Origin of the sequence: Burkholderia sp. M6-3 (genome assembly GCF_050858985.1) — a bacterium.
GTDB lineage: Bacteria > Pseudomonadota > Gammaproteobacteria > Burkholderiales > Burkholderiaceae > Paraburkholderia > Paraburkholderia caledonica.
This window is the reverse complement of sequence record NZ_CP110093.1, coordinates 17,646-34,884: the sequence shown is the minus strand read 5'-3', so window position 1 is coordinate 34,884 and position 17,239 is coordinate 17,646. Positions and strand designations below refer to the sequence as shown.

Here is a 17,239-nt window from a genome sequence, read left to right as displayed (position 1 = left end):
ATGCACATTACCGATCCGCTGCCGCGCGAGAAAAACGCGCGCCTTGTTTTCGGACTCGAGTGGCGCGCCTATCCGTCAAAGCAGATGCGGGCAGAGCGCCGTCGCTATGCCGACGATTTTGACGCATCCCATTATGTCGAATACAGGGTCGGTAAGGACGTCATCGGTGGTTTTTGCGCACCCGAGATGGCCGAACTCAAGGGCGCGAAACTCTACTCAGGAGCGGCGCGCATCGCCCAGCACGATCGCGTGAAAGGTAAAGCCGCCGTTCTCGTACTGCTGCAGGACGATCAGCGTGTGCACATGGTCTTTGTTGTGCGCGGTGTGGTGCGCAGCGATGAGGTGCTCACGGTCCCGCAGGCACGCGACAGAAAGCTCGTCATCGAGCAGGAATGCCTCAAGCTGAACCTGGCGCTCACGACGCTCGGCTCCGGTGTCGCAGTAGGGGAGGTCGACGAGAATTTTGGCGCTTCTGCGCTCCTCGATGCGCGCAGAAGCGCCCGTATCGGCAAGGTACCGGCTGCAATTCCTACAATCGTGCCGGTTTTCGTCATCGGTGCGGCGCTCGTTTTCGGTGGCATGCAACTGTCCGATGTCCTCAGTCCTCCGCCGCCGCCTGCACCGAGCGAACCGTCGTTTGAGGAGAAGTACGCCGCCCTTGTGCAGAAGACCTTCGATGCAAAGATGCCGCGTGCCAATCTGCTCGCGCCGGCACTCCTCGAGAAGCTTGGCGACAGTGAAACCGTAGTGGCAGGTTTTGTCTTCGAAAAGGCAGTGTGCGGAGTACAGGGCTATTGCGCGGAGACGATGCGCCGCTACGGCGGCAGTTTCGATGACCTTCGCCAGATGGCCCCCGAGTCGATGCGACCGCTGCATTTCGATGCAGACGGCTTGCATGCGGGTGCGCGCGGACCACAGGTACCCACTGTCGCGTTCGTGGCAGCGCGGGACCAGAAAGCCTGGCCCACGGAGCAGGGACTGATCGACGCCTTGCAGACGCCGCCACAGAAGCTTTCATCAAAACCATTTGAACTCGATAGCTACGGCTACACAGTCCATCTCGATCCTCCGAAGCCACTTCTCGCGGTTCCGATGGGCACCGGCGATTCACGCCCAGCGCAGATGATCAGAGTCGGCGACTGGACGATAAACGGCTATCGGTGGCAGTCGCCATTACTGGCACGGCTGCCGTCGAACATGACGCTGGACACGATGACCGTCGAGCTGAAGCTGGGAGAGCCCGGCGCCAGGAGGGCGCAGGACGGTGGCGCGCAGATCCAGAACGGTATCCATTTCACAGCCAGGGGCAAATATTATGTGCTCAACTAAAGTCCTGCCCGCGCTCGCGTGCGCGTTGATGATCGCCTCGGTCGCCGTCCACGCCCAGCCAAAGCCGCGACCGTCGCATCCGCAGGCAGTCGGTTCACAGGTGCCGTCAGCAGACCTCGACCTCACCACAGGACCGACGGCGGGCAATGCGGCCGCCCGGACAAGCGCGGCCTCTCAGCCTGCAGCTTCCCAGTCCGCAGCCGCAACGCCAGCAGCCATTGCGCCCGCGTCTGCAGTCGTGCCGTCGGAGCCGCGCCTATCCATCGAGGACGTGGACCGGATCGCGCGATCGTCTATCGCGCGGCAACTGGCGGGCAACGGAAGTGCACAGCCTACCGGTGTGGCTCTCAATGGAGTGGCCCCTGCGGCGCCTACCAACGCGCCTGCACCTCCGGCCAGCATCAAACCGGCGCCAGTCCGTTATCGCGCGGAGCCTGTGCGCTTCGTCGGTGCCTTCAGTGACGTGAGCGGACAGTCGGTCCTCTACGAATACCGCAATGCTTCGTACCCGGCACATGTGGGCGCAAAACTGCTCAACGGATGGACCGTGAAGCGTGTCGACGGTTTCGTTGTCACCGTTGGAGAAGGGACGGGCAAGGGCGCGCGGACCTGGACAGAGACGATCAGCGGCGGCACGCCTGCGCAGGATAACCAGCAAGCGGCAGCAACGGGCCTGGCGGCTCGTGGTGTGCCCGATCTTTCGGGGCCGCTGCCCCCTAACTTGCCTCTTTCCGCTGTCGGTCAGTAATAGAAGGGACGCTAACCATGAGCATGTTTTCTGGCATTGAGAAGAATGAACCGTCCACTGGCGGCATCTTTGGGCGCCTGCGCGCGTTGCGCGCTGGCTTCTCGGAAGACTCACCTGCGTCGATGCCCATCGCCGGGACGGACACAAGCAATACCGAAGACCGCGAACCACGCTTCAGGAAGAAAAGTATCAAGGTCAAAGCCGAGCCGGTTGAGGCGAAGCCCGGTCAGCCCATGACGTTGGGTATGCGACTGCGGATGGCCGACATCAGTGACGCAGACGTGCACGACGAGAGTGGTCCGGATTTTCTGCGCACCGCGGATGCACAGCCGTTCGTGCCGCACGTCGATGTGGCGCCGGAGGCACGAGGCGAGCCAGCAGCATATGACGGCAGCGCGACGTTCCAGCCGACTGCGGCTGAACCGGCGACCGCAAGGTCCACAGACGGCAGCAATGCCGCGGCCGAAGTCGTGGATGGGCAGACACGGGGTCCGGGGTATCCGGAGGCCGACGGGAATGCGAAGAGGGGTCTGTCGACTGTAAACGGGCACGATACGTCGGCACCCGTGGCGGACAACTTACATGAAGTTCATGCGCATGCTGAGCCCGTTGTGCAGCCGGAGCCGGAACTGATCCCGGTGGGACTGCCGCAACTTCCGTCGGCTGACGCGCTTTCATTCAAACGCATACTGAGCGAGCGCGGTGCCGATGCGACGTTGCGGATCACTGATGCGGCGCGGCGCGAGTTCGTGGCGGTGGAAGTGCAGGCGGGCATGGCGATTGTCGTCACGACGCAATCGTTTCATGAATCTGCACTCTATCCCACCTACCTGAAGGATCTCGAACGCGCCGACATCAAGGTACATGAAGAGATGATCGCAGGCGAGCCGGTCATCGCGGCGCTCTACGCTCGCGAGCGTAACCGGTCCGCGGCGATCGTCCCGGAAACCTCGCGTGCGATTGGTACGTTTCGCGACGTGGCAGAAGCCGCCCACGAATACGGCGCCGGCGACGTCCATTACGAGTATCGCGACTTCAACGACGATGTCGAAGTGCGTTTCCGGGTAAACGGCGACCTTTACACCTATCGCAAGCTGTCCAAGTCACTGGTGCGCCGAGCCCTTTCTGCGTCCTATCAGGATCTCGTTGCACGAAACACAAATTCGGGCGAGACATTCCAGCCGAGCGCGCCGCAGTCGGCCATGATCCCGCTCGTTGTGAACACGGACATTCTGAACATCCGCTGGCAGAGTTCGCCGCTCGTCGGCGGCTTCGATGTCGCGCTGCGTCTGCTCGACGGCAACTTCAGGAATCTGAAGTTGCTGATGCCGGACCAGATGGGTCTCACACGCAGCCAACTGAAGATACTGGGTTCGCTGTGCAACGTCAGTGGAGGCGTTTCGATCTTCACGGGGGAGACCGGGTCTGCCAAGTCGACATTGCTGCGGGCGCTCTCCTACATGCTCTCGTCTCGCGATCTGCGCAAACAGTATGTGGTCAGCGAGCCGTCGGAGTTTCCGCATCCCTGGTTGTCGGAGATCTCGATTCCTCGCCGGACGGATGAGTCCGACGACGATGCGAGCCGCAAAGGCGCTGAGGTGATTCGCACACTGATGCGGATGGACCCGGATGATCTGACGGTCAACGAGATCCGCGACCGCGTGATGGCAGCCCTCGTTGCGGAACTGGCGCTGACCGGTCACCCGGTCAGAACAACCCTGCACGCGGACAGCGCGATTGGCGCTTTCATGCGGCTCGCAGGTGGCCGTCTGCAGTTGCCGATGGATGAAGTCTCGTCGGAGAAGTTTGTCAACGCTGTCGCCAACCAGAAGCTGATCCCGCTGCTGTGCCCGCATTGCAAGGTGCCGGCGCGCGACGTTCTGAGTGCGGCACAGGTCCACACGCTGGAAAAGAAGTTCGGGCTCGATACATCGACGATGGCATGCCGTGACGAAGCCGGTTGCGAGCACTGCCGTTTGAAGGGCCTCTTCACCCGCGCAGGCAAAGTAGCTGCCGGCACCAGGGGGCAGACGCTAGCGATGGAGATTTTCCGGCCGACGCTGGAATTTCTGGACTTCGTGGCGGTACGCGACTGGCGCAACGCGGACAAGGTCTGGCGCTCGACGCGCGTGTCCGGTTTCGACGATGACGACATGACGGGCAAAACGATCTACGAGCATGCCCTTTACAAGGCGTCGCAGGGAATCATCGACCCGCGCTTCATCGACACGGCGATGCGCTCCTTCGACGAGTACCGGATTTTTGCGGACCGTGACGGGAGGATGCCGTCGTGATCAGGGGACTCGTCTATGCGGTCTTCATGATGCTGCCGCAGAAAGAACGGATGCGCGTGGCGACGTGGCGCTTCAGCAAGCTGCGCGAGAACTTCTACCGCGAAACGCGGCTCGATGTCACCGCGAAGGGCCTGCGCAACCGCGAGACGCTTCTCGAACGGCTGACCACGCTCGAGAAGCGCCACCGCAACCGGAAGGGACTGGCATGGCCCGTATTCCAGGCTATCGCCAAACGGATGGTGGCGGGCGATAACTTTGCCAATGCGATCCGGTCGTACATCCCGAACGACGAATACGCGCTACTTGAGATCGCCGGCGCATCGACGCAACAGGACGCGGCGGTGCGCGGCCTCGAGCTCGCGGAAATGGCAGCGAACGCAAAAGGGATCCTCGCGACGACAACATCTTTGCAGATGGCCTATCCGGCTCTACTCATTGTCTACATGTACCTGTATGCGATGCTGTTCGGCGGCACGATCTTTCCGGCTGTCGCTGATACCAAGCCGGTCTCGGAATGGTCGTCATTTGCTCAGGCGCTGTATGCGTTCGACAGCTTCGCGTACCACTACTGGTGGCTGAGCGGGTCCGTCGTCGCTGGTCTCGTCTTCGGATATTTCCACAGTCTGAAGCGCTGGACCGGCCGTTTTCGTAATCAGGTCGACGCAATGCCACTGATGTGGCGAAACCGTCGTGACCTGCGCGCCGCTCTGTTGATCGTCTCTCTCGCCGGTCTGTTCGACTCGAATCTGACCCTGCGCGCGTCGCTGGACCGGCTGACGAAAACGGCTGACCCATGGCTCAAATGGCACCTGAACCGGATGGGCCGCAGGCTCACCCAGCACCCGGACCAGACAATGCGCGCGCTGGACACGGGCATCTTTTCTGAAACGGTGATGGACACGATTGCGGATGCGGCTGGTCGTGACCAGTTCGTAGAGGCCATCAAGTCGCTCGGGCGCGATTCGCTGGATCGCGTCGTCGCGACCGTCCGTCGAAATGCGCGAATCACGCACTACGTGCTGCTCGGATTCGCCGTCGCCCTATTTTTCGTTTTCGGCATCGGTTCGTACGTCGCGACCGGTGCTGTCAGCTTCGACTCGTCATCGACGGCTGGCGCCAATTACTGAGGACCAGAAATGACCAACAACACCGCGAACCTGAAGACCAATTCGCCGACGCCTGTAGCCGTGCCCATACCAGCAGACCGGAAATCGTCGATTCTGAGGATGGCACGGCGGCGCAGGCAGTCGGGCGAACTCTCACTTATCGAAGGAGCGGCGGTCATGGCGGGTGCAGCGCTGCTCGCACTCGTCGTGTACCAGGGCCGCAGCTTCGTCATGGATCGCATTCACGCGCACCAGTTCAAGAGCGAGGCGCAACTGTTCCGTAGCGGCATCCAGGACGCTACCTCGAGCGATGTGGACTTCTCGGGCGAAACGCAGCAGTCGCTAGCAAAGAACCATGCGTTCGACTCGGCAAATTCGCGCGTCAATACGTCGACCGGCGCACTCACAGGCATCTTTGGTGGTGCGGTGACTGCTGTTCCTGGAACGATTGCTTCGACTGACGACGCCATGATTGTCACTTACCCGGTGCCAAGCACCGTGTGTTCGCTGTCCATCGGCGCGGTTGTTGGTGCGTACGCAAAGGTGACCGTCAACGGAGCGACTGTCTACGATCCGAACACGGCGTTCAACGGCGCGACTGCGGGTACGGCATGCAGCTCGGCGGGTGCTACGGCGAGCATCGGCATGTACGCCACGCATAACAACTAAGGGCGCTCCGGCATGTTCAGCATCGTTGAAATGGTCGTTGTGCTGGTGGCCGCCGCGCTGATGACGGTCGTCGGCATCAAGGAAGATGCCGCGAAGCGCAGGTTACAGGTGCTGACGGCCGAAGGGCAGAATGAGGCGGTCATCAATGCCGCGCTCGGTAGCTGGGTGACTAAGAACTATGCGACGCTCACGCAGAACGGTCCTGTTGATGTGGTGCCCCCGACAGATCTGCCCACGCTCGACCAGCTGTTCACCCAAAGCAACGTAAAGCAGCCGCATGCGAACGGTCCATTCTGGGGCGGCACGTATGTCATCAGTATGAGTGTGGGCCCATCGACGTGTTCCGTCGGTACAGGGGACTGCCACGTCAGCTATGTCCTGTATCCGTCAAAGCCCGTAACCCGCGGTGGTAACCCGGACATCATCGGGGCTTCAATCATTGCGCAGGCGGGAGGCAACGCGTTCGGCTTTTCGAAGCTACCGAATCCCGGGACCGTAACGGGGCTCAACGGTTCATGGAACGCGACGAATCCGCTACCGGGTAGTCCGGCAGGCGCCGTCCTCGCTACGAATGGCCCGTCGTCGGATGGCAACTCGGTATACATCCGACGCGATGGCGCACTAACATGGACTGGCGACCAGAACGTGAATGGTGTGTCATTGCACAACGTCAAGAATTTGGACGCGACGGGCACGATCAGCACAGGGGCGCTAACTGTTTCCAGCACGTCGAGTCTCGGCACGGCGACGGCCACCACGCTTAACACTACGGGCAATACCACAGTCGGCGGAACGCTCACAGTTGCGCGCACGATCCAGGCCGGGGCGATAGGTTTTCCGCGTGCGTCCTGTAGCCCGTTGGGCGCGATGTCATCGAATAGCGACGGGCGGGGTCAGTTGCTATCGTGCCAAATCATGAATGATAGCTTTAGCGGGTCCAATCCAGTGTGGATGCCGGTTGGCGGTCCTACGCAAGCGTACAACTTCTATCAGGTCTCGAACGGCTCGGTAGTGCCGCCGCCGTCATGCTTTGCCGGTGGATCGCCGCAAATGAGGTTGGTGCCGCAGACCTTCCGGGTAGATACGACTGCTGCGGTCAGTTTCGTTGGGCCGGGTTCGGGACCGTGGACGATCTCAATTACAAATGGTTCGGGCTCAGGTACTTCGAACGTTGACGGAGGCCCAATCGGTACAGGTGAAGTTGAGACTTACTGCTCCTACTAACGAGTTGAATGATGAGGAAACTATTTACTTTTCTGATCCTCTGCGTGGGGCTTCTTGCTGGAACTGACGCATGGGCACAACGCGCACACTGCGCGTACGGCTTTGAGGACTCGTCCTGTGGGCCACGGATCGCGACTGCGGCGCAAACGCCGCCCGCATGTTCGACTGCGCCAGGCTGGACGACGATTTCAGGAGCACGCTGGGAGGGCTCGTATTTCTTGTCGCCGCAATGCAATTACCAAGCGCCGCCGCAGTGCCCGACCGGATGGATTCAAACGGCGTCTCCAGGATGGACAGGTAGCTCGTGGACAGGCCCGTTTTGCCAGATACCGCAGCAGCCGGGGCCAACTACCTGCCAATATGGTTTTGCTAGTGGTCCCACGTGGACCGGCAGTTCGTGGACATACACCTGTAACGCACCGCCACCGCCTCCACCGCCGGTTTCTTCGGATCCCATTGCCCACTGCAAAGCTAATGCTGCCGCTGCTGGATATAGCGTGCCTCCAGGTCTGGCGGCGACAACACAGAAGATTGGCAGCTACACACAGGTAGCGATGTGCTACGTGACTGGCCCGTACTACGCCGGCGGCGGACCAAACGGGGGCACTGACTACGAGTACGCGTGCTTCTTCAACAATTCAGATGGCTCGCAGTACATGCCCGACCGCACGATGGTGTGGTCGTACTGCCAAGGGTATTCCGGTAACTGAGGTTGCTGCGACGGCAATAAAAAAGCGCCCAGCGAGGCGCTTTTTTCCGATGTGATTCCGAAAAACATTACTAGTGCTAGCGGTAGTGGTTGTTTCGCGGCCGGGTGTTGCGGGGCTGACTATTTCAATAACAAAGGTTGGAGAGGAGGTTTGGCGATGAGAAGGATATTGAACTTTTTTATCCTGTGTATGGGGCTCTGCATCGGTAACCAAGTATGGGCGCAGCGTTCGCACTGCGCATACGGGTTTCAGGACTCATCTTGCGGAACCAGAATCGCGACTGCGGCGCAAACGCCACCCGCGTGTTCTACTGCGCCTGGTTGGACGACGATTTCAGGTGCACGCTGGCAGGGCTCGCATTTCTCGTCGCCGCAATGCAATTACCAAGCGCCGCCGCAGTGCCCGACCGGCTGGATTCAAACGGCGTCGTCAGGGTGGACTGGTAGCTCGTGGACAGGTCCGTTTTGTCAGATACCGCAACCACCGGGACCGAATACTTGCCAATACGGCTTTGCTAGTGGCCCCACGTGGACCGGTAGTGCGTGGTCGTACACGTGCGCCGCCCAACCCTCAAGGCCGAGTTTGCCGACGCTCGCAGCGGCCTGTGAGTCCGCGATAGCAGCGCAGATGGCAAGAGCGGGATTCAACGGAACAAACGGCACGTATCGCGGCGTCTGGGGCGCTTTGCAAGGACCGTATGCGCTTGGGGGCGGCCAGGTATATCCGTCTGGAATGTTCGCTGGCATGGCTGGTGGCGGTCCAGGCGGCCAGGGTCCGGGGGATTTTTACTATGCTCCTGACCTCGGTAATCCGTCCGCAGGCGGTGCGACCGCAGGTAACGGCATCGGAGTGTGCTGGTTTCAGAGTGGTACGTCAAACCTGACGGGTTACGACTATCTGATGGATCAAGGCTATGACGGTGGTTGAGCCAACTGTGACCTGAATGAGAAAAGCGCCCATTCGGGCGCTTTTTTATGGTGCGGGCTTTAGTGACGATTACCAGTTGATAGTCCCGGTCGTGAACGGAAACGGCGGCTTCGTGAAAGGCTTGCCGTTCTGCGTGCCCGACACGTTGACCGTGTACGTGGTGTTCTCAGCCAACGGCGTCGTCGGGTAGGCAACAGCTTCATACGGTTGAAGCTTCTTGTTCGGATCGTTGGCAGAATAAAGCAGTTGCAGGTTGGTGACGTTGCCGGACGGATCGGTCATCGTGCCCGAGGTCAGCACAATCGTATCGGTCGCGTTGCCCATAACGATCACAGGCGTGCCCCACGGACCCGAAGTGTTCGGCGGCGTCGGGGTTTCCGTATGAGCCTTGGGCGGAAGACCTGTAACGCCTTGGCACGGGAAGGTCAACGGCGCGCCCGTGGTGATTTGCTGAATCGACGTATCTTCAAGGGTCGCCGAGCCCCACGCAGCCGGGAAACCGGACAGCGACGTTTCATATTCGCCAATACCGATTTTCGTAACCGGCGTCAGCACAACCGGAGCGTGGTACACGCCGGTAAACCATTGGTTCACCAGCAGTTGGCCGTATTGCGTTTCCGTGAGTGCCGCGGCGGTCCAGTGGGCGGCGCTCACGCCGCCGCCGATTGCGTTGGCCGTCGGAAATCCGAAATGCGCAGCACGCCGCAGGATATCCACCGCCACCGTGGTCGCCGTGTCGTCGACAAAACAGCGCCAGTCCTCGATAGTCTGAAGAGTCGGCTCGACCATCAGGAACGGCGCGCGCAACAGGTTGCGAAGGGACGATTGATTCAACTGAAGCCGGTCAAGATCCTTCAACTCGACGTTAAACACATCGTTGAAGCGACTGTCCTGTTGCAGCAGCCACTTCATGTGATCAACCATGTTGAAGTTTGCTACCTGGATTTGTTCGGTGAGCCAATCCGGGACGTAAAGGCGGTCGACGGCCCGATAGTTTTCTTTATTTTCCATTTCTACAACCTGTATCTCTCATTGCGGGACGGGCTGGGTGTTACGCGGCGTTGGCGGCCGCAAGCAACTCCTGATGGAAGCTGCCGACGTGATCTGCAAAGGCTGCGAAGAGATTCGCGAAGGGTGCGACCGATCCCCCGGCCGTGACGAGCAACTGGGTCGTCTTGTATTTCTGCATGAACGAACCAAAGTCGATCATCAGTTCCCGGATGTGTCGCTCGATAGCCTCTTTGGATTCGATCTCGGCCAGTTGCTGCTTGCGCCGCTCTTCCAGCGATGCGACCTCGGCCTGAAGGCTTTCCATGTGCGAAGTTGCTTCCTTCACACGTGTCATGAGGCTGTCGGCGGTTTCCTGCAGGTGCTTGATGTCCGCGGGCGGTCCGCTGACGATGACTTCCTTCGTCTGAACTCGGTTGGCCGCTTCGGAAAGTTGGCGGAGCAAGGCGTCGCGCTCTCGTTCAAGCCTGGATATCTCGGTGTGCATCGTGCTGACCGAACGATTCGCGCCGTCGAGATCGACCATCGTTTTTTTGTTCTTTTCCTTGTCCTGCTCGATCTGCAGACGCAGGTGCTTTGTTTCTTCGGTGAGGTACTGGTTTTCATTGCGAGCATCGTCGAGTTGGCCGACAATCTCGGACAATTGGCTTTTCACCACATCAAGGCTCGCGTCTTTTTCGGCGAGTTTTGCCTTGTAGCTCTCGATGATTTTCCTGACTTCGCGCTTAGACAGGTCAGGGTTCTCTTTCTTTGCCGCCAGCACCGCGTCGACTACTTCATCATCTTGGCTTACAAGCATCTGCATGTCAGTGATCGTCAGCAGTTCGACGGCGCCGGCGTTAGTGCTGAAGCGTAGGTAGGAACGGATGTAGACCTTGACGGTGTCTTGTTTTTTCCGGAATGCCTTCTCTACGTAGCGGTAGAACAGTTGTGCTGCCTTGTTGCGTACGTGCCGCGTGTCGCCCTGCGATGCAACGAAGTGGCTCTCGATCCGGCTGCGAAGATTGAAGAGGATGCCCCCGATGCGCATATGTTCTTCGAGAATCTTCCTAGTTGAGTGCGCAATTTCATTGCTTTCGGACGCGATGATCGCCCGCAGCGACTCCGGGATCTCGTTGCCGAAAAACTGGCGTACGGTATCGGAAATCTCGGACTCGTTCGGTACGTGAGCGAACGCCAGCGTTGTGGACTCATCGGCCGACAGATCGGTGCCGTTGTTGTCCCCCTCGGGCACGGTAGGGTCGAACTCTGGCTCGTCGGTGTTTCGCAGTGCTTGGGGATGGCTCATGTTCATTTCCCGCAATTTGTTTTCGATGCTGCATGACGCCTTGCGCGGCGAACGCAATTGGACGCCATGACCGGAGAAGATGCCCTTTGGGCCAGAAATCGTTCAGTCTGGGAAGGGCGAAGGTATTTCTCATTTTTCATTGCGGAAGCCTCTAGTTGATCGTTCTTTGGGCACACATCCGAACGGGCGGTCGACTCTTAACGTGCCGGTCTTTTGGAGTTCCCCGGAACTCCAGCCCAGATTACGCTTCGTTTGCCGCCTACCATTCCGGGAAAGCGGCAGAAAAACAGCCGTCTTTTGGCCGATACATCAGACAAATATGCCGAAGCAAACGTTTAGATTCGGCAAAACCGACTGAAACTTTAGGAAAAAACCTAACATTTTTTAGGGTTAACCCTCAGCCTTTCGCGATGCTTTCCAATGGCCGCATCGTCTGCGGTGGCAATTCGCTCGATGGCACGCGATGCGGCCGCTACGTTTATCGGAATCGCTTTGCTCGCTGCGTGCTGAGCGCGCCTGTCCCTTAGCCACTGGCGCAAGTCGGCGCGGCGGACGATGTTGACGGGCAGTTCCGGCGATAGGACACAACTGTCGCTAGCGAATACGCCCGCGCCTTCTACGGACCACACTGGCGGCAACATCCCGCGCAGGAACGCAAGTTTCGAGCGGTTCTGGCTGAGCGGGGACTTGCGCGCCTGCGGTTCACCGTCGGCGCCGATACGTATCAACACCTCCGCACTCGGCCCTGGCTTTATCAGACCCGTCCAGTTTTTAGTCTCGAAGACGAAAATCCCGAAGGGCGTGATTGCAAGATGATCGACCTCGGCGGTGGGAAATTCTGTGCCGGGCGCATGGTTGAGCAGGAGAGGGCCGCAGTGCAGGTAGAAATTCCGGCCGCAAAGCCAGGTGAGGGTCTCCAACAACTCGGCCTGAACGCGCGCCTCGCCTTCGTCTCCACTGCGGTCGTTGCGCATCTCTGGGGGCGGCGACTCCTTCCCGGCGCGTTGGTTGAGACTGCGTGCACGTAGTGTCCGCCATGCAACGAAGGCAACCGCGGCCGGAATCCACAGGCTTGTACTCATGACTCACTCCAAATGTCAGACGGTGAGTCAAGCTTGCCAGGAGAATGACAAAGTCAAGCGACCGCTTCCAAGGGGCAGAGCTTCCTAATGTTTCACATTGCATCCCGGAAAGCTCCCGTTTTTCTGAAGCTTTCCGGACTAAGACCGTGAGCCGGCTCGTTCCTGAGGTCCGAAGATGCCGGGCGGCGAAAAAGCGTAAGCCGCATGAAGTTCGCGAGCATTCCGGGCTCTCAGTAACGCCGGGCCCGGTAACCTCGTTCTATCTCCCGCGTCGGCTCGACGCATCGAAAGTAGCGTGCAGGTCCTCGCGCGCCTATCCATTACCTTCCCCGCCTGACGTCACGACACGCCAGCACTTCCGTGCGCGCCCCCCAAAAACACCGGGCGCGGACGAAAGCGCATGGCGCCGAGTTTCCTTGCTCGTTGAGCATCGAAACCCCCGGACGTTGTCCGGACATTCCTTTGTGAATTTTTCTGGAGAGAAAAATGCTGAAAGTTCTGTTCAAAAACGCTATCACCTCGCCCGGTAAGCTGGTCGCCCTTTGCTTCGTCGTGTATTTCGCGACGATCTCTTTTGTCGTCGCAGCATTCCTTCTTCTGCTCAGCGCATGCTGGGTGATGGTGGAGATGAAGAAAAAGGCGAAGGCAATCGAAGCAGCGGAAGCCGAAGCTGAGGCTGCACGCGCAGAAGCGCAAAAGCTTGCATCGCGTCAGATGGCCGCGAGTGGAAGCGTCGAAAACGTAACCGCTTCGGCCGCAGCGAATGACAGCGTTGCAGCGCCTGCGCCGGCAAAGCAATACGCCAAGTCGGCCGTCGTCATTCCTTTCAAGACCGGTACCCAGTAAGTCGGGTCACCGCAAGAACCTACCGTCACCTTGGGCTTCCGCCTTGGTGACGGCACCATTATCCCGCCGGGAATCCCATTCCCGGTCATGGGACATGAGATTGCCGGCACCACCGGAGCAATCTCATGGAAATGCATGTGGCTGCCTGGCAGCTGGACATGTTCGGCGAGTCATCGCCGGTTGTCGTTACCCCTCCCAAGCCTGAGCCTTTGCCTGACCCCCATCTGTGGGCCGACGCGGTTCGCGAAAAGATGATCGATGCGTTGATCTCTCTCGCGAGCGACAGCCGCCGCGGCGACAGCATGCCGGAGTCGCTGATGGATTGTGCGGCGCTGCTTTCCGAGCGGCTTCGCAATCGCAAGATCGACATCGACGATTATCACGCAACCCTCGGATGGATCATGGGTTACTGGCAGGGCGCCTTGCCCTATGTCTATGTGTGCAAGGTCAACGGCGTTGACCCCGAGACAATGCAGGACGTGATCCTGACCACGCCGCTGCTCGAGCGTGATCTTCGCGAACTGCGCCGCATGTGCTTCGGCACCCTGCTATAGGAGGCATCGTGCGAAACGCTGCGACACTTTTCACCCGCGTCCTCGCGGACCTCTTCCCCGGTAAGTCTGCCACTCAACCTCCGCAGCAGCCGTCATCAGCAGACTCATCCACGGCGCCAATGACTTCGACGGCCGCCGTTGCTCCCGCTCCCGACCACAGTTCAGCCGCAAACGTCGTGGGGCAGGGCGCCGAGAACGAAACGGTAGTCACCATCGGTGACACGCCGCATCTGTTCGTCGACGAAGGAGATCACATCGTCCAGTTCGTGCCGGCCTTCGACGATCACACGGAAGAGACCGAGTTTGGCCTGAAGATCGTGCCTGACCTCGAGCCTCACTGGTCGAAGTTGACCGTCCATCGCTGCCCGCTCAAGGCTGCGATCGCTTCCGCCATACGCGAAGGAAACAACGCTGTCATGGCCGCCTCTTCGAATGCAGCGCCTGATGCGTCGCGCAAGGAAGCGCAATCGCCGCGGGAGGAAGAAGCAGAACGTTTCGATGCCGACGATGTTGGTGCGGTTCGCCAGCGTCGCGATCAGCCGGTTGACGCCTCTACGGTGATTGGCCGGATTGCGTCCTGGGGCGAAGAGAAGTTTCCAGACCGGAAAAAGCCCGGGCGGTTCTACAAGTCGTTTGCCATTCATATCGATACCACGTCCGGCGAGCGGACACTGCGGGGCGAGGGCCTGAAGGAGGCCATAGCTGAATGCAGGTGTGTCGTCGGTGACGTTGTATCTGTCAGGCGCCTGCGCAAGATCAAGGTTCCGGCAATCAGGGCTGATGGCTCCGCACTGGTCAAGGATGGCAAGCCGGTCATGTGGGACAAATGGCTTTGGTCAATTACTAAATAGAGGTACGCAAATGGCATCTGTAAACAAGGTGATTCTCGTCGGCAACCTCGGCGCGGATCCTGAAGTGCGCTATCTGCCCAGCGGAGACGCTGTGGCGAATATCCGGCCCGCGACAACTGACCGCTACAAGGACAAGGCGTCGGGCGAAATGAAGGAAGCAACGGAGTGGCATCGTGTTTCCTTTTTTGGACTGACAACGTCGGCTCCCGTGCTCATCCGCCCCAGCCTTCTCATGGTGGCGGAGGCGGTATGCGGGCACCGGCGGGCGGTGGATTCGACGAGATGGACGACGACATCCCCTGCGGGCCAGCCTACGCACGTGCGGCGTGGTCTGTCGTGTGATCCCGTAAAGGCTCACCAGTCTTTCACCTAGCTCCCGTATCTCCTCACCATCGCAACGGCACACCCTCGGGTGTGTCGTGCGACGGATCTTCCGCCTGGCTGTTTCCGCCAACCCCCTTTGTCAGATAGCACGTCTGCTGAAAAAAGCCGCCCGCTCCCGCGCGGACCGCTTTTTTGAGCATGCGTTTTTACGCCTGTCTCAGGCACCGACCCAACCCACTCACTTCAAGGAGAGTGACTCATGACTGTAAGAGGCAAAGAGCTGTCGCCCGAGCAGTACGCGTGGCTTCAGCAGAAGCTCGCTGGCTTCGAGCGTTCCCCGGACCAATGGATTTCGCTCCTTGTGAGCTATGGCGTGCCTGCAGACCGTCTCACCGGCGACGCATGTGCTTGCCCTGTATGTGGCGGAGACGATCGCTTCACCTACGACAACAAGCGTGGGCGTGGCGATTGGGTATGCCGTAAATGCGATAACGGAAGGGCCATGGCAGGTGATGGCCTACAGTTGATCACCCGCCTGAACAGCATCGGGCTGTACCGTCTGATGCGTCAACTGGACGGGGGACCTGCACCGCGTGCGCTCACCGGCGCTCCAGTGGCCAAGGCACCCGGGCCGAAACGCAAGCCGGACGCGGCCTTTATCGCAAACCGCCTCAACTCGATGTGGGATTCAGCAAAGCCCGTGTCGAGTGGCGATCTCGCAATGCGTTACCTCGGCGCACGTGTACCTGGATTGCGGATGGCATCATCGCCCGCATTGCGGCTTGGCATGCTCGAGTACCGGCATGAGAAGAAGCCTATCGGCAGCTGGCCGGGCATCCTCGCCCGGTTCGAATTGCCCGATGGCCGGCTTGGTACGTTGCACCGAACCTTTCTGGAGCGATCTACGCCGGCTAAAGCGCGGATCGTGTCGGCCGATGGCGAGATTCTCGACAACAAGCTGAACGACATGACGCTCAATCCCCTCCGGGGTGGCGCCGTGCGATTGATGGAGCCTGTGGACGGCGAAATCGGGGTGGCTGAAGGTCTGGAAACGGCCTGTGCTGCATATATGGAGTCCGGTGTCCCAATGTGGTACTGCCTGAATATCGGACTGCTACGCCAGTTTGTGGTGCCGGACGGATTGGGTATCCGCGTTGTCCATATTTTCGTCGACTTTGACGACATCGACCCGAAGACGGGAAAGTCGACGGGCGTTGCAGGTGGGCTCGAACTCGCGAAGCGCCTCAAGGCAGAGGGTTTTACTGTCCTTGTGCATCGTCCCCGCGTGCGGGGAACCGATTTCACCGACCAGTGGTGTGCGCGTCTCGCCAATGTTGTTCTAGCGGACATAACTTGCACGTCGAGATCCGACACGCAACACCTCGTTGCCGTCTAACGAGCATCGATCTTCAATCGCGGCTTCGGCCGTATTTCTTCAGTTCGCCCGGTGGGGATATTTTCCCCATCGGGGAATGTCTCGTCGGGCCAATTTCTTTGGAGTGGAAAATGGCTTCGTTCCAGGTTCTCGTGGGTGGCTTTGCAATCGTCGCAACGAACGGCGCAGAAGGTGGCCGTCAGCGCGTGGGCAAGTCGGAGGCGGTCGCGTTTGATGTGATCGACCGCAAGGATCGCGGCAACATGCAATACGCATGTCGTGATCAGTCTTTTGTTGACGCGTGGGATTTTTGCGCACGCCGTCTTCTTGTTACTGCGGCTCCCCGGTCGCACTGATCTTGTAAGCAAAGCGGCTCCACCAGGTATGGTGGAGCCGCTTTTTTTGTTTATCGCAAGCATTCATTTCATGATCGCGATGCACACGACTACGAGATAGAAAAGGGGTTTCCAGAGCCGCCAGAGTTCAGTTGACCACAAGGCGCCCACACCGCCCGCGATAAGAATCAGCGCGCAAAAGTGGGTATTGACATGCAGGTTCACCAGCCCCGCGCCAACGATCCAGACGAAGATCGAGAGTGCGAAGATCATCGCGCGTCGCGCCAGAAAGGGCAGAGCGGTGAACTTCCTGTAGTACGGTACCAGCAGGTCGATAGCATCCATCATTTACCGTCCTTGTTCCGGCTTGCATACCACGCAGCGACGTCGCCGCTGTACCAGCCTGCGACACACGCTGCAGCGACCGTGGCGATCAGCAGCCATGAGCGCGGCTCACTCAGTGGCAGACCGTTGTGCAGAATTTCCATCAGTTCAAGCATAACTCCTCCTTATCGCTGTGTTGCACCGGTGCGCGGCGCGGCGCGCCGCGTGTCCCGATGTCATGACCT

The 17,239-nt window shown here is 59.6% G+C and carries 18 protein-coding genes and 1 pseudogene; 14 read left to right on the top strand and 5 right to left on the bottom strand.

The features are described 5' to 3' along the window. From OH764_RS35340 to OH764_RS35305, 8 genes are all read left to right on the top strand, one after another. Positions 1-1,329 (top strand): type IV pilus inner membrane component PilO, encoded by a 1,329-nt coding sequence (locus OH764_RS35340; RefSeq protein WP_498851920.1) that lies wholly within the window; start codon positions 1-3, stop codon positions 1,327-1,329. Beyond that, the gene (locus OH764_RS35335) at positions 1,316-2,077 is read left to right on the top strand and encodes a hypothetical protein (protein WP_498851919.1); all 762 of its coding nucleotides are present in this window, start codon (positions 1,316-1,318) and stop codon (positions 2,075-2,077) included. Before OH764_RS35340 ends, OH764_RS35335 begins: the two co-directional genes overlap by 14 nt. Before the next feature lie 17 nt (positions 2,078-2,094). Next, positions 2,095-4,371 (top strand): GspE/PulE family protein, encoded by a 2,277-nt coding sequence (locus OH764_RS35330; protein WP_498851918.1) that lies wholly within the window; start codon positions 2,095-2,097, stop codon positions 4,369-4,371. After that, entirely contained in the window at positions 4,368-5,498 is a 1,131-nt protein-coding gene (locus OH764_RS35325; protein WP_498851917.1) for a type II secretion system F family protein, read from the top strand. Before OH764_RS35330 ends, OH764_RS35325 begins: the two co-directional genes overlap by 4 nt. A gap of 99 nt (positions 5,499-5,597) precedes the next feature. Further along, on the top strand, positions 5,598-6,146 hold the full coding sequence (locus tag OH764_RS35320) for a type 4 pilus major pilin (RefSeq protein WP_315697523.1): 549 nt from the start codon (positions 5,598-5,600) through the stop codon (positions 6,144-6,146). 12 nt (positions 6,147-6,158) lie between these two features. Continuing rightward, entirely contained in the window at positions 6,159-7,370 is a 1,212-nt protein-coding gene (locus OH764_RS35315; protein ID WP_498851916.1) for a hypothetical protein, read from the top strand. A 497-nt stretch (positions 7,371-7,867) separates the two neighbouring features. Further along, positions 7,868-8,080 (top strand): hypothetical protein, encoded by a 213-nt coding sequence (locus OH764_RS35310; protein ID WP_498851915.1) that lies wholly within the window; start codon positions 7,868-7,870, stop codon positions 8,078-8,080. A gap of 627 nt (positions 8,081-8,707) precedes the next feature. Then, positions 8,708-9,007: a hypothetical protein gene (locus tag OH764_RS35305; protein WP_498851914.1), complete on the top strand. Its 300-nt coding sequence runs from the start codon at positions 8,708-8,710 to the stop codon at positions 9,005-9,007. 69 nt (positions 9,008-9,076) lie between these two features. On the opposite strand, the gene OH764_RS35300 is transcribed toward OH764_RS35305, so the two are convergent. The 3 genes from OH764_RS35300 to OH764_RS35290 all read right to left on the bottom strand — a co-directional run bounded on the left by OH764_RS35300 (position 9,077) and on the right by OH764_RS35290 (position 12,385). After that, positions 9,077-10,018 carry a hypothetical protein gene (locus OH764_RS35300; RefSeq protein ID WP_498851913.1) on the bottom strand — a complete coding sequence of 314 codons (942 nt, stop codon included), beginning with the start codon at positions 10,016-10,018 and terminating at the stop codon, positions 9,077-9,079. 40 nt (positions 10,019-10,058) lie between these two features. Further along, entirely contained in the window at positions 10,059-11,303 is a 1,245-nt protein-coding gene (locus tag OH764_RS35295) for a hypothetical protein (RefSeq protein WP_498851912.1), read from the bottom strand. 374 nt (positions 11,304-11,677) lie between these two features. Continuing rightward, the gene (locus tag OH764_RS35290) at positions 11,678-12,385 is read right to left on the bottom strand and encodes a nuclease-related domain-containing protein (RefSeq protein ID WP_498851911.1); all 708 of its coding nucleotides are present in this window, start codon (positions 12,383-12,385) and stop codon (positions 11,678-11,680) included. A gap of 486 nt (positions 12,386-12,871) precedes the next feature. Here OH764_RS35290 and OH764_RS35285 point away from each other — a divergent pair, with 486 nt between their 5' ends. From OH764_RS35285 to OH764_RS35260, 6 genes and pseudogenes are all read left to right on the top strand, one after another. Continuing rightward, positions 12,872-13,231, top strand: a complete 360-nt coding sequence (locus tag OH764_RS35285; RefSeq protein WP_498851910.1) for a hypothetical protein — start codon at positions 12,872-12,874, stop codon at positions 13,229-13,231. 125 nt (positions 13,232-13,356) lie between these two features. Continuing rightward, the gene (locus OH764_RS35280; protein ID WP_171800650.1) at positions 13,357-13,785 is read left to right on the top strand and encodes a hypothetical protein; all 429 of its coding nucleotides are present in this window, start codon (positions 13,357-13,359) and stop codon (positions 13,783-13,785) included. A gap of 119 nt (positions 13,786-13,904) precedes the next feature. Then, positions 13,905-14,636, top strand: coding sequence for a hypothetical protein (locus OH764_RS35275; RefSeq protein WP_498851909.1), 732 nt, complete (start codon positions 13,905-13,907; stop codon positions 14,634-14,636). A 10-nt stretch (positions 14,637-14,646) separates the two neighbouring features. Beyond that, positions 14,647-14,826 (top strand): annotated as a pseudogene (gene ssb / locus OH764_RS35270) (single-stranded DNA-binding protein); the annotation flags it as partial. A 393-nt stretch (positions 14,827-15,219) separates the two neighbouring features. Further along, complete coding sequence (locus OH764_RS35265) at positions 15,220-16,356, top strand: primase/helicase family protein (protein ID WP_498851908.1); 1,137 nt, start codon at positions 15,220-15,222, stop codon at positions 16,354-16,356. Between the two features lie 110 nt (positions 16,357-16,466). Further along, the gene (locus tag OH764_RS35260) at positions 16,467-16,691 is read left to right on the top strand and encodes a hypothetical protein (RefSeq protein WP_171800646.1); all 225 of its coding nucleotides are present in this window, start codon (positions 16,467-16,469) and stop codon (positions 16,689-16,691) included. 63 nt (positions 16,692-16,754) lie between these two features. On the opposite strand, the gene OH764_RS35255 is transcribed toward OH764_RS35260, so the two are convergent. Further along, a complete protein-coding gene (locus OH764_RS35255) occupies positions 16,755-17,018 on the bottom strand; it encodes a hypothetical protein (protein WP_498851907.1) in 264 nt (87 codons plus the stop codon). Beyond that, positions 17,015-17,170, bottom strand: a complete 156-nt coding sequence (locus OH764_RS35250) for a hypothetical protein (RefSeq protein ID WP_167450701.1) — start codon at positions 17,168-17,170, stop codon at positions 17,015-17,017. The genes OH764_RS35255 and OH764_RS35250 overlap by 4 nt, the downstream gene beginning before the upstream one ends. Positions 17,171-17,239: the final 69 nt, after the last annotated feature.

Bases quoted from the DNA above. Each gene is read 5' to 3' on its own strand.
- OH764_RS35340 (WP_498851920.1), top strand. From the start codon at position 1: ATGCACATTACCGATCCGCTGCCGCGCGAGAAAAACGCGCGCCTTGTT.
- OH764_RS35335 (WP_498851919.1), top strand. From the start codon at position 1,316: ATGTGCTCAACTAAAGTCCTGCCCGCGCTCGCGTGCGCGTTGATGATC.
- OH764_RS35330 (WP_498851918.1), top strand. From the start codon at position 2,095: ATGAGCATGTTTTCTGGCATTGAGAAGAATGAACCGTCCACTGGCGGC.
- OH764_RS35320 (WP_315697523.1), top strand. From the start codon at position 5,598: ATGGCACGGCGGCGCAGGCAGTCGGGCGAACTCTCACTTATCGAAGGA.
- OH764_RS35315 (WP_498851916.1), top strand. From the start codon at position 6,159: ATGTTCAGCATCGTTGAAATGGTCGTTGTGCTGGTGGCCGCCGCGCTG.
- OH764_RS35305 (WP_498851914.1), top strand. From the start codon at position 8,708: ATGGCAAGAGCGGGATTCAACGGAACAAACGGCACGTATCGCGGCGTC.
- OH764_RS35300 (WP_498851913.1), bottom strand. From the start codon at position 10,018: ATGGAAAATAAAGAAAACTATCGGGCCGTCGACCGCCTTTACGTCCCG.
- OH764_RS35295 (WP_498851912.1), bottom strand. From the start codon at position 11,303: ATGAGCCATCCCCAAGCACTGCGAAACACCGACGAGCCAGAGTTCGAC.
- OH764_RS35290 (WP_498851911.1), bottom strand. From the start codon at position 12,385: ATGAGTACAAGCCTGTGGATTCCGGCCGCGGTTGCCTTCGTTGCATGG.
- OH764_RS35285 (WP_498851910.1), top strand. From the start codon at position 12,872: ATGCTGAAAGTTCTGTTCAAAAACGCTATCACCTCGCCCGGTAAGCTG.
- OH764_RS35280 (WP_171800650.1), top strand. From the start codon at position 13,357: ATGGAAATGCATGTGGCTGCCTGGCAGCTGGACATGTTCGGCGAGTCA.
- OH764_RS35275 (WP_498851909.1), top strand. From the start codon at position 13,905: ATGACTTCGACGGCCGCCGTTGCTCCCGCTCCCGACCACAGTTCAGCC.
- OH764_RS35265 (WP_498851908.1), top strand. From the start codon at position 15,220: ATGACTGTAAGAGGCAAAGAGCTGTCGCCCGAGCAGTACGCGTGGCTT.
- OH764_RS35260 (WP_171800646.1), top strand. From the start codon at position 16,467: ATGGCTTCGTTCCAGGTTCTCGTGGGTGGCTTTGCAATCGTCGCAACG.
- OH764_RS35255 (WP_498851907.1), bottom strand. From the start codon at position 17,018: ATGATGGATGCTATCGACCTGCTGGTACCGTACTACAGGAAGTTCACC.
- OH764_RS35250 (WP_167450701.1), bottom strand. From the start codon at position 17,170: ATGCTTGAACTGATGGAAATTCTGCACAACGGTCTGCCACTGAGTGAG.